Source organism: Mycobacterium sp. JS623 (genome assembly GCF_000328565.1).
Lineage (GTDB): Bacteria > Actinomycetota > Actinomycetes > Mycobacteriales > Mycobacteriaceae > Mycobacterium.
Genome location: NC_019958.1, coordinates 17,982 through 31,795 on the forward strand (window position 1 = coordinate 17,982; position 13,814 = coordinate 31,795).

The 13,814-nt window shown below is 65.6% G+C and carries 22 protein-coding genes; 6 read left to right on the top strand and 16 right to left on the bottom strand.

All coding sequences use genetic code 11. The features are described from left to right. Positions 1-173 precede the first annotated feature (173 nt). Both MYCSM_RS33175 and MYCSM_RS33180 read right to left on the bottom strand, forming a co-directional pair. Positions 174-1,082, bottom strand: a complete 909-nt coding sequence (locus MYCSM_RS33175) for a hypothetical protein (RefSeq protein ID WP_015297898.1) — start codon at positions 1,080-1,082, stop codon at positions 174-176. 81 nt (positions 1,083-1,163) lie between these two features. Continuing rightward, positions 1,164-1,568, bottom strand: coding sequence for a hypothetical protein (locus MYCSM_RS33180; RefSeq protein ID WP_051073999.1), 405 nt, complete (start codon positions 1,566-1,568; stop codon positions 1,164-1,166). 772 nt (positions 1,569-2,340) lie between these two features. On the opposite strand from MYCSM_RS33180, the gene MYCSM_RS33185 reads away from it, so the two are divergent. Continuing rightward, positions 2,341-3,252, top strand: coding sequence for an alpha/beta fold hydrolase (locus tag MYCSM_RS33185; protein WP_041315975.1), 912 nt, complete (start codon positions 2,341-2,343; stop codon positions 3,250-3,252). A 26-nt stretch (positions 3,253-3,278) separates the two neighbouring features. Further along, on the top strand, positions 3,279-3,437 hold the full coding sequence (locus tag MYCSM_RS37540; RefSeq protein WP_015297901.1) for a hypothetical protein: 159 nt from the start codon (positions 3,279-3,281) through the stop codon (positions 3,435-3,437). A gap of 15 nt (positions 3,438-3,452) precedes the next feature. On the opposite strand, the gene MYCSM_RS36520 is transcribed toward MYCSM_RS37540, so the two are convergent. Further along, complete coding sequence (locus MYCSM_RS36520) at positions 3,453-3,821, bottom strand: hypothetical protein (protein ID WP_157681604.1); 369 nt, start codon at positions 3,819-3,821, stop codon at positions 3,453-3,455. Between the two features lie 111 nt (positions 3,822-3,932). Beyond that, positions 3,933-4,511: a hypothetical protein gene (locus MYCSM_RS33190; protein ID WP_015297903.1), complete on the bottom strand. Its 579-nt coding sequence runs from the start codon at positions 4,509-4,511 to the stop codon at positions 3,933-3,935. 394 nt (positions 4,512-4,905) lie between these two features. On the opposite strand from MYCSM_RS33190, the gene MYCSM_RS37545 reads away from it, so the two are divergent. Further along, positions 4,906-5,130 carry a hypothetical protein gene (locus MYCSM_RS37545; protein ID WP_041315977.1) on the top strand — a complete coding sequence of 75 codons (225 nt, stop codon included), beginning with the start codon at positions 4,906-4,908 and terminating at the stop codon, positions 5,128-5,130. 38 nt (positions 5,131-5,168) lie between these two features. Continuing rightward, positions 5,169-5,333, top strand: coding sequence for a hypothetical protein (locus tag MYCSM_RS37550; protein WP_157681605.1), 165 nt, complete (start codon positions 5,169-5,171; stop codon positions 5,331-5,333). 454 nt (positions 5,334-5,787) lie between these two features. Here the strand turns inward: MYCSM_RS37550 and MYCSM_RS33200 are convergent, their stop codons facing one another. Further along, a complete protein-coding gene (locus MYCSM_RS33200) occupies positions 5,788-6,036 on the bottom strand; it encodes a MarR family transcriptional regulator (RefSeq protein WP_015297905.1) in 249 nt (82 codons plus the stop codon). 39 nt (positions 6,037-6,075) lie between these two features. After that, positions 6,076-6,288 carry a hypothetical protein gene (locus MYCSM_RS36530; RefSeq protein ID WP_015297906.1) on the bottom strand — a complete coding sequence of 71 codons (213 nt, stop codon included), beginning with the start codon at positions 6,286-6,288 and terminating at the stop codon, positions 6,076-6,078. Between the two features lie 301 nt (positions 6,289-6,589). On the opposite strand from MYCSM_RS36530, the gene MYCSM_RS35560 reads away from it, so the two are divergent. Continuing rightward, a complete protein-coding gene (locus tag MYCSM_RS35560; protein ID WP_015297907.1) occupies positions 6,590-7,498 on the top strand; it encodes a hypothetical protein in 909 nt (302 codons plus the stop codon). A gap of 66 nt (positions 7,499-7,564) precedes the next feature. On the opposite strand, the gene MYCSM_RS33210 is transcribed toward MYCSM_RS35560, so the two are convergent. The 6 genes from MYCSM_RS33210 to MYCSM_RS33235 all read right to left on the bottom strand — a co-directional run bounded on the left by MYCSM_RS33210 (position 7,565) and on the right by MYCSM_RS33235 (position 11,391). Then, on the bottom strand, positions 7,565-7,864 hold the full coding sequence (locus MYCSM_RS33210; protein WP_015297908.1) for a hypothetical protein: 300 nt from the start codon (positions 7,862-7,864) through the stop codon (positions 7,565-7,567). A gap of 170 nt (positions 7,865-8,034) precedes the next feature. Next, complete coding sequence (locus MYCSM_RS33215) at positions 8,035-9,495, bottom strand: UvrD-helicase domain-containing protein (RefSeq protein WP_015297909.1); 1,461 nt, start codon at positions 9,493-9,495, stop codon at positions 8,035-8,037. A 99-nt stretch (positions 9,496-9,594) separates the two neighbouring features. After that, entirely contained in the window at positions 9,595-10,134 is a 540-nt protein-coding gene (locus tag MYCSM_RS33220) for an Imm61 family immunity protein (protein WP_015297910.1), read from the bottom strand. A gap of 287 nt (positions 10,135-10,421) precedes the next feature. Continuing rightward, a complete protein-coding gene (locus MYCSM_RS33225) occupies positions 10,422-10,736 on the bottom strand; it encodes a hypothetical protein (protein WP_015297911.1) in 315 nt (104 codons plus the stop codon). 129 nt (positions 10,737-10,865) lie between these two features. Beyond that, positions 10,866-11,147, bottom strand: a complete 282-nt coding sequence (locus tag MYCSM_RS33230) for a hypothetical protein (protein WP_015297912.1) — start codon at positions 11,145-11,147, stop codon at positions 10,866-10,868. Further along, on the bottom strand, positions 11,140-11,391 hold the full coding sequence (locus MYCSM_RS33235) for a hypothetical protein (protein WP_015297913.1): 252 nt from the start codon (positions 11,389-11,391) through the stop codon (positions 11,140-11,142). Before MYCSM_RS33235 ends, MYCSM_RS33230 begins: the two co-directional genes overlap by 8 nt. 201 nt (positions 11,392-11,592) lie before the next feature. Between MYCSM_RS33235 and MYCSM_RS33240 the strand changes: the two genes are divergently transcribed. Continuing rightward, a complete protein-coding gene (locus tag MYCSM_RS33240) occupies positions 11,593-12,348 on the top strand; it encodes a metallophosphoesterase (RefSeq protein WP_051074000.1) in 756 nt (251 codons plus the stop codon). A 47-nt stretch (positions 12,349-12,395) separates the two neighbouring features. Here the strand turns inward: MYCSM_RS33240 and MYCSM_RS33245 are convergent, their stop codons facing one another. The 4 genes from MYCSM_RS33245 to MYCSM_RS38640 form a co-directional block, all read right to left on the bottom strand. After that, positions 12,396-12,983 carry an exonuclease domain-containing protein gene (locus MYCSM_RS33245; RefSeq protein WP_015297915.1) on the bottom strand — a complete coding sequence of 196 codons (588 nt, stop codon included), beginning with the start codon at positions 12,981-12,983 and terminating at the stop codon, positions 12,396-12,398. A gap of 117 nt (positions 12,984-13,100) precedes the next feature. Next, positions 13,101-13,253: a hypothetical protein gene (locus MYCSM_RS37555; RefSeq protein WP_015297916.1), complete on the bottom strand. Its 153-nt coding sequence runs from the start codon at positions 13,251-13,253 to the stop codon at positions 13,101-13,103. Positions 13,254-13,344: 91 nt separating this feature from the next. Further along, positions 13,345-13,497, bottom strand: a complete 153-nt coding sequence (locus MYCSM_RS37560) for a hypothetical protein (RefSeq protein ID WP_015297917.1) — start codon at positions 13,495-13,497, stop codon at positions 13,345-13,347. 64 nt (positions 13,498-13,561) lie between these two features. After that, a complete protein-coding gene (locus MYCSM_RS38640; RefSeq protein WP_232425892.1) occupies positions 13,562-13,777 on the bottom strand; it encodes a hypothetical protein in 216 nt (71 codons plus the stop codon). Positions 13,778-13,814: the final 37 nt, after the last annotated feature.

The following is a 13,814-nucleotide window of genomic DNA, read 5'->3' on the forward strand; positions in this document are numbered from 1 at the left end:
GACGACTGCCGGGACAAACGCGTCACGCGCCCGCTATTTCGTATCGACGACGACGCCGTGCCCGGAGCACGGGGCCTTCACTGGTCGGGCGCGCCGCCGTCTGAACGCTCACGGCTGCCGAAGACCGACCGTCACGCCCGTACGGTGCCAACTCAGCTGCGCTGCCGTGGCGCTTAAGACGGGTTGAGGAAGTATTGCTCGATACGGGCCCTCGTCCGCTCACCCCAGTCAGTCGACAGGGCCGACATGAGGTTGTGCCAACGCCCCAGCCATAGCGCGTGAACCGCGGAAGGATTGCCCTCGTTGTACGCCGGCGCAGCGGTCGCCCAGGCGCGAGCAAGGCCGGCGGCTAGATCATCGACGATCCAATACACCAGCTCCTGCCGGTTGTCGGTAGTCCGCGGTGGCGTGCCTGCCAGCCCGTAGTAGGTTGCGGACGCTCCGTTCAACACGTATCCCGGAGCCTGCTCCGCATCGCTGATGAGGTCCGGAATCACTTCGGGCGCTGCTGCCGCAACGGCAGCCAGTTGGGACACCCACACCTCGAGGTCGCCGTCGACCTCGTCATAACCTAACGTCGACCCCGCCTCCGGTAGATCCCCCGCACCACTGGTTCCTGATGTCTCGTTGGCGGTCCCGATCTCGGTATCAATTCTGGCCTCGGCGTCGGCCCCGGGTGCCGGGGGCTCGGGTCCCGCCGCGACGGTGACGTCGTCGATGTAGGCCTCCCCCACGGCACCGATGTACGGGCTCGACAGGTCGTCGACCTCCTCGGGATTCAGGACGTAGGCAAGGTGAACCCGAAGCTGCCGGACACCCTGCAGGGATTCACTTCCGCCGGCCACGGCCACCGCGCGAACCCACAAGAATGGGCCGTGCTCGTCGAATTCCACCGTCAGCGAGGCATCGCCCGGGTGAGCATCCAGGGGAATGTGAAACCGCACCGGCCAGTCGAGCTCGACGATCCAGACTTGCCAGCCGTTGGGATCGGGCAAGCGGCGCGTCAGGGTGCCCGATACCGGGAGCTGGACCGCCAATTCCGGCGGCCCGTTGTGCAGCGCACTGACCGCGATTCTCACCATGGCCGTAACGTAGCAAGCTCGTCGCCATTGCGACGTTCGCTGATCACGCGTGCCGACCTGAACCCCGCGTCCGGGGGCCGGCTACACCGGGAAGTCATGGATCGGCACGACATCGGGGGCACCCAGACCCACCAGCTCGGCGGGTAGCCGCGCGTCTCGGTGCCCCCTGGCCAACCTCCCGTTATTGAGATGGAACCGGCCGGTCGCGGAATTGAGCACCACCGGCGACAGGTACCAGGTCACACCATCGGGCGTGCCGAACCCCCGCAGATAGGACGTCGAACTGTGGCCCGTATCGGCATCGAGCGAGGTGACCTTGGTGGCCCAATCCACCGAAACCAGGGCGTAGAGCCGCTCGACTGCATAGTCAGCCGGGCTAACCTCATACCCCTGAACGAGCGCATCGACCACCGTCCCAGGCTCCGGGTGCCGAGGAAACGAATGCACGTGCCCCACCAGGATCAGGGACTCGCCCTGTGTTGTCATGGCCTCAAAAATCATCGCTCACTTCCCAGTCTGCCTGTGGTATTTCATCATTCACCCCTAGCGCGGCGACCCAGCGGGTCAGTCCAGCGTCACGGGCCGTCCTAGTGCGCGCAGCAATGATCCAACCGCGGCGGACAGTTCTGCAGCCTCTCGTACGCCCGCAGTGTCCACATCATCCGGGTCGGCGGCCCGTTCGTACTCCACATGACGCCTGGCGAGATCATTGAGAAGACAGTTGATTTCGCCTCCAGGCGCTGCTGCGCCAGCGATCTGATCCATACCCCGCCCATTCCCTTCGCCCTGGGAAACGACAAGCCCCAGACGGAGACCCCGCCCGAAGGGTCCACGTGCTACCCGGCGTGAACGGCTGCACCATATCCACGCCGGCTACCCGCCCCGTCCGCACGACACGTGAACAACCCCATCAATTTTTCGCGGCCCCACCCAGGGCGGTGGCTCGCCAGTTGTCGACGCGCTGCGTCGATTCGCCGAGGCCCTGGCCACCACCGACCCCCTTCGTGGGCCGGCCACGTGGGTGTCGTCGGTCCGGGCGAATGTTCGCGGGACTGCGGGCAAGGTGTTGGTGACGTTGTTGAAGGCTGGCGACCGCGACACTCACCCTCACCAACAAACCCGCACGACACGCACCCGCCCTCGAACACCGGAACCTCGGTGGGTGCCACCCTCGCCATCGAGGCAACGCGCACCGCCGGACTTCGCAGCACACATTCGAGGCGGCTCGCCAGTCTCCTACGCCGATGGGAATCGCATGATGAATAGTTCTCGCCTGCAGCGGGTTTACACATCGGACGGAACGGCACTGGCCTATCGCCAGATCGGATCACCGACCGCCCCTCTTACCGTCGTGTTCTCGCATGGCTTCTGCTTGACGATGGACGCCTGGCTACCGCAGGCACGTCATTTGAGCACCGCTCTCGGAGACACCGTCCGCCTCGTTCTCTACGACCACCGCGGGCACGGCCAGTCCGACACCCCTGACGACCACGCGACCTACACCCTTGATCAACTCGGTGACGACCTCGCCACGATCATCACCTCGCTGAGCTTCAACCAACCCGTTGTGCTCGTCGGACACTCGATGGGTGGGATGGCTGCTCTCTCGTTCGCAGCGCGCCACCCCGAGATGGTCAGCCGTATCGCCGGCATTGGCCTCATCTCCACCGCCGCGGGACGACTCGATACCTGTGGTCTGGGTCGCGCACTAGCGACCCCAGCGGTGCCCCTGATGCAGTACTGCGCCCGCCAGGCTCCCGGCATCACCAGTCGGCTATGGTCCCTGGCCCGCAACACCATCGCGCCACTGCTGGGTGTTCCCGTCACGGCCAGCCCGACACTGCGCGCGAATCAGACATGCTGCCGCATGATCAGCGACACACCGATCGCCACTATCGCCGCGCTACTGAGCACCTTTCGGACACACGACGAGACAGCCGCACTCCCGAGACTGGCCCACCTGCCCGCCTTCGTCGCCTGCGGCAGCGCGGACAGAATCACCCCGTTGCAGCATTCGCTCGACCTCGCGGCCGCACTACCCGGAGCTGAATTCCTGCAGGTGCCTGGCGCGGGACACATGCTCGAACTCGAACGCCCCCAACAGGTCAACGACGGCCTGCTACGCCTCATCGCACGCATCCAGAACAATCACGTCATGGCGCACGCCTAACCGAGAACGGACAGAGGTCTGCTCAGATGTACACCGAAGACATGGATTTGGACCAGGCACGCCAGTGGAGCGCTCAACTCCAACGCCAAATCGACGATCCCGCATCCCAATCCAGCTCACGACGACAGCAGATTCGCCAGGACCTCGAAGACGTCACCGAGCGCATTGCCTACCTCACCCGCTGAGACACCGTCGGCACCTTAGGGATCGCCGATAGCATCCACCGCGGCGTTGAAGTAAGCGTCACTCGCATTGTCAGCGCACTGCCAGTAGACGCAGCCGGAACGGGCACCCATCACGTGGTCGTAAACATTGCCTGCGGCAACGGCTTTGGCGATGCTCTCTGCGTTCGGGTAGTGAACGCGTTCCACGACGCCGAGACGTTCCAGCGCCAGGATCTGCGGCCGAAGTTGCGGCCCCTTTGGCCCGGGCGTCTCCCAGCACCAGGCTGGACAGTGTGGGTAAACGCCACCAGCGCGACCTGCCCAGTCGGGGCACACCGGACCGCGCGGACTGTTGCAGTTGCGGCCGCCATCAGCTACGCGCACGATGATCTCGGGCGTTGGCAAAGGGGCCTCGGCAGCTTCCAAAACCGATACAATCAGCGTGCGTAGAGCAACCGAACGCGCGGCCGGCCTACCCATCGCATCCCCTACAGCAATCTTGCAGCACGACAAGCCTTACGCCTTGGCCTCGTACCCCAAGACCGTTCGGCAACTGGGGCATAGCGTCTTGATCCGACTGTATTGGGGCCCGGTGGATAGCGATCCCTCGGCTCCGCACCGCTCGCAGATCGTGGCCGACCGGCGTTCAGCTTCGGCAATCAAGGCATCGAACTCTGTACGCACAGCCATGTTTTCGGTGTGTGCGTAGTACCGGAGGGTCGCGAATTTCTCTTTGGCCTGATGTAGCTCGTAGTCGGGATCCAGCGCCGCCAATCCGGCGTCGAGTGCCGCTAGCAGCGGATACCAGCCTGCATCACAGGACACCCATCGGCCCCATCGTTCTGGAATGCGCAGCAGAATGGCAATGAGCGCCTCCCGGTAGGGCCCGGCGTCACTCGGTAGGTGCAGACTGTCGCGGACCTGCTCGAGATCCAGATTGAGTTGAGCCAGCTGCCGGGCATAGGCCGTCACGCCGGCGTCGTCGATCGTTCCGGCTGCGAGTCCGCGCATGAGGTCATCAAGCGCGGTCCGCGCTGCCGAGCGAACCTGGTCACGTCCGGTCAGCTCGTCGACCTCGTCCCCGTCGCCATTCATCTCAATCGATCCCCCTCTCCGGCAGCGATGACCATCGCCCGCCGGTGAGGGTGGTCCGTCGCGCTGTCAACCCTAAGTCGGACGCGCTGCTGTCTCACGGATCGACGCCGATCGAGGCATCGAATCTTCATCCGCTGTTCCCGAGGCACCGGGGGCTCCTCCGCCGAGGTGCACCAGGGGTGCCCGTACGCACGTCGTCGATGGGAAGGTTTCCCGCGACCGGTCGAGCACCACCCTGGGGCGTGAACACGCCACCGATCGTCTTCCCCGACATTCCTGCTCCCCAAAAGTGTCGGTCGCCGTGCGCTCCGACTGACCGGCCAACAATTCCTCTGTGCGCACCGCGTAGAACGCGACAGCGGGACTATCGATCAACATCGGGACGGCGGGGACCATGCAGACATCATCAGACAAGCTTGCCGAGGCTCGTTCCTCGCTTCATCTCGCCGTCGCCGCGGCCGACGATCCCGACTATCGACGGCAACACGCTCACCACGCATCGACCCTTGCGGCTGATGTGGTGCTGTCGAGCGATTCGAGTCCCGAGCAGAAACGTACGGCCGCCCTGTATCTGGATGAGGCTCTGGCAATGAAATCGCCGGCACGGCAGGGGGACTGAGCGATGCTCTCCATTCCGTCGCGGCGGCGGAGTGTCTGATGGCCTTGGTGTTGAGCGCTGGCTGCGATCTGTGCGGGGCGGAAGCGGAGTGGACAGCTGCGGTGCGCCACGGGAATGTCGACGTCGACGGAGATCCCGTCGACGACGGGTGGTCCTGTGACCTCGACGGCGAGTTCTGTCCAGCCTGCGTGGCTGCCCGATGACGTTCGCCAAGTGCTGCTGGCGGTGTGGGCGGTGGGGCACTCACCAGTTCAGGTCGTCCAGCTTCAACGATTGCGGGCGAGGCCGCGAGTGGGAATGCGCCAACGACCGCGCGTGCCGCCGCCGGGCTGAAACCACAGCTCCTCTGGGTCCTTCCGCGCAACAATGACTCGCGGAGACACCCGCAGATCGTGCAGGGATGCGACGGTTGGCGCCGCTTCGCTGAACGGGTAGCGATCTCGCGCGACACGGACAGTAGTCGATGACTGTCGTTGCGTGACAGGGGCTTACCGTGCCGACTCAGAGCGGGATGGCAGAGCAGTAGCCACAATCTAGGCAGACCTGCACAACCAGATGCGGGCCCGGTCGCTCGGTGCGAGGCACGTCGAAGGGGTTGCGATGTCGAGATCGCCGCAGTCGCCGCCACCGCATTGGGGGCAGATCATCCGTTCCCGATCACAACTCGCGATCGGCAACGTGATCGCGGCCAGCCGGCGTCAGGTGATACTTGTAGGCGGTCGACGCTGGCCGGTGTCGCCTCTCGATTAAGCCCTTGCGACACAGCGCCGCCAGCAGCGATGACACATCATTGGCATCGTGACCGCCGACGTCCATCGGGCGAAACCATTCGTCGGGATCGAACCCGGCGCGTTGGACCTGGCCGAGCATCCACGCCTGGTTGGCCGTCAATTTGAGATCGCCCATAGCTTCCTCGCTTCGTCGTCGACGTCGGCACGGCAGCGGCTACCCGCGATCAACGATCCGCCCGTGCTCGTCGACCTGGACTTCGACGCCGTTGTAGTCGAAGTGTCGAAACCGGGCCTCCTGATAGGTGTAGGTCCCACGGTCAACCGGCGGCTCTGACACGTCGACCGTGTGATAGGGCACCTTGTGCGCACGCCCGTACACACACGGACCCAACTCCGAGTGTGTCCACGTGCAAGAGATCGCCGACATGCGTCCTCCTTCGGTCGGCCGGCCGCGAGTAGCGCTGCTGTGACTGTCCGGCGTATACCTCTCGCCCGGCGTTTGATCACCGCGACGACGACCTGTATCGCAATCGAGGCCTTCTCCATGGTGGCGGCCCCGGCGGCCACCTCCGGTCATCTCTGGCGTGTCGGCACCACTTTGTCGCCCACCGCCCAGAGCCTTGAGCTACACGCACGCACGACGTGGCGATACCCCAGGACCGCACCCCAGCCGTTTAACCTCGATGGGCAGGTGAGGCGACGTCGACGAATCGGTTGGGGGTGAAGCGGTGACGGGCGGGGACGCTGTAGAGGGTGCTTTCGGCGGCGCCGACGCCACCGAAGACGGCATCGACGGACCGGACACCGCACCTATTCCGCTGCCACCGGCATCACCATTCACACCGTTTTCATGGGCCGCCATTCCCCCGACGTCCCCGTCCGACGGCGCGCCACCCCTCGGCGAGGAGCAGTACTCCCAGGTCAGGCAGCCGCCCGCGGCGACGATCGGCGCCACTCCTGCGCAGCGCCCTGAGCCGGGCTACGGCCACACACCGGTCCGTCGGGAGGACCGCTTCGCACGGCAAGCATCCCCGTTTACGCCCACCCCACCGGCGGGGCGCCGGCGCACTCGCCTCGCGCTGGCGATCACGGCCGCGGCGGTCATCGCAGGAGCGATCGTCACAGTGGCCGTCAGCACCAGCGACGGCGGCGGCGAGGACGGTCAGAACGGCACTGGCAGCGTCAGCAATGGACCCCACCCGCGTGACGACGCGGCGGAGACCAAGCTGCGCACCCTGCTGCCGACCGGTTACGGACCCTCAGCGTGCACAGCGGTCGATCCCGAAGGCAACGCGACGGCCACAATCCGATGCACCGCCAACACCGACCCGGGCGGCCCACAGTCGGCAACCTTCTCACTGTTCGGCGACGCGGCCGCCCTGAGGGCCGCATTCACCAAGGCGACAGCTGACAACTCTGTGGTGGTGTGCCCGGGCAACATTCAAAGCCCAGGCCCGTGGCGCCGAAACAGCGCACCCCAGCAATCGGCCGGGGACCTGCTGTGTGCCCTGGACACGTCCCGCACGCCGATCATGGCCTGGACCAGCACGCGTGACCTCCTGCTGGCCGAGATAACAGGGGACCTGCCGACAACATCGCTCAGCGGTCTCTACTCTTGGTGGACGACCCACTCCTGAATCTGGCTGAACGTTGATCGGCCGACAAGGCGCCGCGACGCCGTTCCATCAAGGGTCGAACCGGAGCTAGAAATCGAACACGTGCATGTCGGATTTGCGCGTGACATTGATGACCTCCACCGGCCTTTCGCAGCCCTGGGGTCGCGGCAAGGCGTAGCGGGCGTCCCCCTTCAACTCGCCCATGTTCTTGGCGGTCGAGAGAAAAGTGGTATCGAGGCTGAACATGACGTAGCCACCGTCCTCATCTACGTCGATAACGTCCCCGGCCGCCTCCAGCTCGGCGATGACAGTGACCATGGGTACGGTCCCGTCGAGGTGGTAACGGCCGACGGCGTACCAGTGCATGTCCTCCATCGTCAGTGCCATGATTGACCTCCTGTCCCCCAGATCTGATCCGCGTCGTGTTTGCCGAAGCTCCCCCGCCCGCCAGCCCCCGGTACGAGAATCACCCGGTTGAATAACGCTCCCCCGCAGCGCTTTACGCGCGTCGAGTAGCTGTACCTGTCATCGTTGGAGCCCGGTGACGGTTGGCGGTATCAGCTCGCCAGGGGGCCGCGGATTCCCGCTCGCATTCCCGGCCGGGTGTACTTGTCGATCCAAGCCAGTCCGGCCCGGTCGAGCTGGCGGCGGGCCCGCGTCACCGCGACGTAGCCCAGCATCGCGTCGGTCTTGGGGATCTCACCGCGGCCGATGGGTTCGGCGAAGTCGTTGGCGATCGACACTGACTCCCATTCTCGACCCTTGGACTTGTGCGCGGTGCTAACGGTTGTGTCACAGCGCTTCTCGTCGACCAGGGAGTCCACGGCCACGATGATGTCGTCCGCCCCATGCGCGTCGATCAGGTCCACGAACGGTTTGAGGTCCCGGCCGGCCTCGTCCCCTTCAACGTATTCCTGCAACGCGGCCCAGGTGGGGAACACGTACAACTCGGAGTGGCTGGTTCTGCGCCCGGATTGCAGTTCCTTGGCGGCCTCCGCTAGCCGTTTGATCTCCGTGCCACCGCCTGCCAGGGCCACCTTCTGCCCCTGGGCGAGCAACGACAGAACGTTGCGCACGGCTTCGGCGTTGGTCCGGCACAATATCGCCGTGGGTCGACTCAGCGCACCGATATGCGACCGTATCGCCGGGTTGCCCACCAGCCGCAAGGGTGTGTCGATCTGCTGTAACCATCGGTTGGCTTCCTCGGCGATGACGTGCCCGAACCTCCACGACCGCGACAGGTAGAGCACTTCATCGGCGTCCCAACTACCCAACGCGTCGCACGCGCCGCGCCACTCATACATCGACTGATTGCTATCACCCACGGCAATGCGCTGGGCGTGCACTTGCTGGTGCACCAGCTGCGCGACAACGGGATTGGAATCCTGCGCTTCATCGAGCATCACCACGTCAACGGGCAGCACCGGTCGCGTAAGTGCCCACATCTTCAGGTAGTGGTCGTGTTGAAACTTCAACGCACCGTCGGCGTCGTTGACGTCGGCCCACGCGCGACGCGCGTAAGGCACCACAGCGGCCGCCAAAGCTGAGTGCGCAGCCCCGAACACACCGTGTTGGTGCGGGACGTGTTCGGTGGAGATGTCGTCCTCGGCGGAGTAGCAGAATCGCGTCACCGTCTCCACGGCGATGCGCGCCATCTGTACCGGCGAGATCGTCAGCTGCGGCCCGAGATCGAGGAACGTCGTCCCCAGGAGCTCGGCGCGTCGTGAGGGAAGTTCACGAGGGCCGTTGAGTCGGTGTGCGAACCGTTTGCCGACCGCCGCGAACGCCAGGGAATGAGCTGTGCGGCAGGTGACATGGGCAGGGAAGCTCCGTCCGGCTTCCTGCGCGATCGACCGGTTGTACGCGATGTAGAGCGACCTGTCGCGGCGGGCCTGGGCGACCATTTTCAGCGTGCTGGTCTTACCCGTTCCTGCGCCGGCCTGGATGACGAGGTTGGCGCCGCGGCGGGCGGCCTCGACGATCTGAAGCTGCTCGGCAGTGGGTTTCAGTTCGGGCATGACGGGACTGTACGAGCGCCAGCCGACGAGCTGATGGATCGCCGCGGTTGATCGCCGCTTTTCTGGCTACCATGCCGGTCTCGTGCGGCCGGCGACCGTTCAGCGGGTGTACCGGCCGGCGGCGAGCAGGGGCTGACCACCCGGATCCAGAAATGACGCCTTCACCGACGCGAGGTCCCAACGCAGTAGATGCGACAACGGCACCAGCTTGACCAGCCCTTCGACACCGGCGCCGGCGCCGGCCAACGGACCGTGGCCGCTGCGCACCAGCGTCAGCGATCCCGGCCGCGACGTCGTCAGCTCGAATCCCTCGGCGAGCTGGTCAGCCGACCAGGGCAGTTCGAGAAACGGCAGCGCCAGCGTGTCGCGGACGTCGTCGCCCAGAACGCCCATCAGGAATGTCTCGAGCACCGGTACCGTCGCCGCATACATCACGACCTCGTCGGAGTCGGTCGCGCCGGGCAGGTACTCCGACAGGCGAAGGCGATCGCGGCGCCACTCGATCATGTACCGCGTCCCCTCCCCGGACACCGGAACCAACCGCGCCGAAGCGGCGTCGACCTCGCATCGGTAACCTGCAACCTTCGCCCACGCCAGGCATTCATTCCCCAGCTGCGGCGGTTCGAGCTGCACGCTCATGAAAGGCTCACCGCGACACCGCGCGTCGACATGCAAGGCGCCCTACACACGCGTCGTACGGTACTGGCCGTTGGCCACGGTCGGTGACCGCCCTACCCGCCTGACGCCGACGGCAGCCAACCCCACGACCTGGCGGTCAGCGTCGACACTGAGGAGCAGTTGGGCGCGGCACTGGAGGACCTGCGACGCGTGTCGTCAGCCAAGCCCCCTCCGGCTCCCGCGCCGGACTGGGTGGGCAGCTCCTCCCAACGGAGGGGCTGCCAGTGTTCGAGGCCTGCTGGCGCGGGTCAGTCGCGCGCCCCATCGATCGGACCGGCAGCGGCCATGCCAGCGCGCGTGACGGTGCGCTCTGGAATGAGGTGCCCGTTGGGGCCCACGGTATAGCCGTCCGGTGGTGGAAGAGGCAAAGGCACGATGGTTCCGCCGGTGGCGCTAGCGTATTGGTTGGCTTCGGCTTCCTCGGTAGCGGTGAAGACGCGGATCACCTCGGGCCGGCCCGGGACCTTCACCATCAGGGTGAAGTCGGACACCTGAGCGTTGTCGCTCCGCTTCCGTGGCTTCTGCATGACGTGGTGCGGGGTCGATTCTCCGGGCTCGCTCACTCGGCCATTGTCCTGCCGGGCACCGACAAGGCGTGTGACCACTCACTGAGCAGACACCCGCGACCTGGTCTGCCGCTAGGTGGCTCCGACTCCACGCCCGATTCAAGGCTGAGGTGTGCCGACGTGCACTCAGCTTCTGTGGACGTTGTAGGAGTGGTGGGTGCCGTCGGCTTCGACGACGAGCAGCCGCAGCCCGTCGACGGAGGCCTGCCCGCCACGGCCGGTGACGACGTCGGCCAATCGGTCCAGCTGGCGTTGTGCGTCGCGTTCCGTGTAGTGAGCAGTCAGCGGTTCACCGGTGCCTACGGGGTCTCCGTGGCCGGGGTGCCGGCGTACTTCGAACCTGTCGCTGTAGCCAACGCTCTCCCCCAGGTCCGGCGGATCGTTGTCGGGGCCCAGGATGTCACCCACTGCACTGCTCCGCGTGGGCCCCGTTGGCCGCCGAGTCGGACGGCAGGCGCAGGTGCCGGTCGTCGGTCTGGACGATCACGCCGCGTCGAATCAGCGTCCCGACGCCGGCGTCCGCGGAGCTGCGGGAGAAACCTCGGGCAGCCAGTTCCCTCAAGACTGTGCCCAGCGGCACACCGCGGACGCCGAGCAGTCCCACGATCGCGGTCTCTGCATCGTCGGCGACGGTATTGGTAGGTGCTGTCATCGTCGTCTCCTCCCGAGTCTGTCGGCACGCTCAAGCACCGAACACGCGCATCGTGCACTGACTAGGCGCGCCGCCGTGCGAAGGTCACCGTGTCGGAGCCACTTTCTTCGAACGGCGATCGGAACCGTCCGGCGGCCGATGGATTCCGGAGGGCCCATAATTGGCTTGCTCCCCATCGTTGTCGTGCAGCACCGTGGTCGGATGCCGCCGAACCCGTTGCTATCTCCAGAGCCAACGGCGGTAGTACTTGCCGGCGACTGGGACGCCAACATCGGCCGCGCAATCGAGGTCGTCCAGCTGGCCGGCAGCCGGGGTATCCGTGTGGTCCTGCAACTGGGCGACTTCGGCTTTGCCGTCGAAAGTGGCTGGGGTGATGCGTTTCTCGCTGCCTTGTCGCGACAATGCGTTCAAGAAGACGTCGATGTCTTCTTCGTTGACGGCAATCACGAGGACTTCCCCGAGCTGCTCCGCCTCCCAATCGACCGCGAGACGGGCCTACGACGGGTCGCCCCACGGGTCTATCACTTGCCGCGGGCACTGCGCTGGGTGTGGCACGGTGCCACCTGGATGGCGCTGGGGGGCGCGCATTCGATGGATCGGCGTGAACGCCGCGAAGGGGTCGCGTGGTGGCCCGACGAGCATCTGAGCGACGCCGACGTAGCGCGAGCGGTGGGGGCGGGTCCCGTGGACGCGATCATCGCCCACGACGCACCCGATGGCGTCGACATCCCGGGCCTGTGGCCTGCGGGCTCCGTGCCCGCCTCTGAGGCTGCCGCCGCGCAACGGCATCGTCAGCACGTCGGTCATGTCGTCGAGCAGACGCAGCCGGCGGTGTTGTTCCATGGTCATTACCACGTGCGTTACGCCGCTGTGCGCGGGCACACGAAGGTGGTCGGCCTCGCCGATGACAGCGCCCCTCTTCGGGATCACTGCAGCGTTCTGGATCTGATGCGCTGAGCGGGTGCCGGCCACGACAAAGACACGACCGGCGCCACGATCGATCGTCACGCGCAAGCCGGATACCGCGGTAGCGGCAGTGGCAACGTCGATGGGTGGCGGATGGGCAACTTCATCCGCCGCGCAGCGGCGCGCCTGAGTGCTGACGGCAGGATCGCAGCCAGAACGCGGGCGTCGTCGAGCGCGTCGTGCGGACGGGCCTGCGGGACGTTCCAGTAGGCGGCCAGGGAAGCGAGGCTGAGGCTGTCGAGTCCGAGGTCGAGCAGGCCGGCGAGTTCGAGGCTGCATAGCACCTCAGCGACGGGCAACGTGGCACCGCAGCGGTGGCTTTCTGCGGCCAAGAACCCGTAGTCGAACGCGGCATTGTGGGCGACCAGGATGCGACCGTTCATCAACGACGCGAGCCGGGCGGCAACGTCGGCGTATCGCGGCTGACCAGCCAGCATGGCCGCGGTCAGGCCGTGTACATGCGTCGGGCCAGGATCGACCCCGGGATCGAGCAGCGTGTACGTCGAATGCTCGACGACGCACGTTGGACTGAGTGTCAGGGCGGCCACGCTGAGTATGCGTGCGCTGGCGGGATCAAAGCCCGAAGTCTCGACGTCGATGACAACCAAGCCCCGGTTGATGTTCATGCAACCAGCATCGCCCTGGGCACCGACAGACGGACAACGCTCCTCGTTGCTGCACTGCGTCCTGAGAGCCCGCCGTGCTGCTCGCAGCGGGGTGATTCTCCCTGCTTCAGCGGTGCTTCAATAGACGGTCGACACTTCGTTGTTGTGGTGCACCGCGACGATGCTGATCTCCTCAGCATCGGTTAGTTCTGGATGGTTTTGCACGACGTGGGCGGCTGCCACGGCGTTGGGGCGTTCGTCTTCGGAGTCGATGAAGATTTCAATTCGCATGATTCGAGCTCGCTTTCGATAGTTCGGCTAGTGCCTGTGGGGGGCAACCGGTTTCACAGCAGGTTGGGTGAGGTCGTCGCGCTGGCCGTGATCAGCAGTTGTCCCAGTTGTCGACGACGCGGCGGGCGGCGGCTATCAGGTCCCTTAAAGCGTCACCGATGTCGGCGTGCCCTCCATCTTGCACACGTTCGGCGTATTCCAACGAGGCGTCCAAGTCATGGACGGCGTCTGCTAGAGCGCTCATCTGTTTCTCCCCGCTTTCTCTGCTACTCAACGGTTTTGGGTCAACGCACTTCAGGTGTAGACGCTCACGGCCAGGAGCCGAGGTCGGTGTAGTCGGTTTCGTCGAGATCCCATGCCTGCCCATCGGTATCGAGCACCCAGTCGTGGCCGCAAGCTGGGCATCGGAAAGCGGTGAGGATGAGCGCGAGGCGGCGCGTATTCCGCTGCAGCGCAGCAGTAACCGAAGGAGCGTGTTCTGCTGAATCCGAGTCGGCGTCCGCCCACGCTCGGCCTATACTCATTGCGGGTAGGGACGTGCCCGCGCACTGTGTGCAAGGA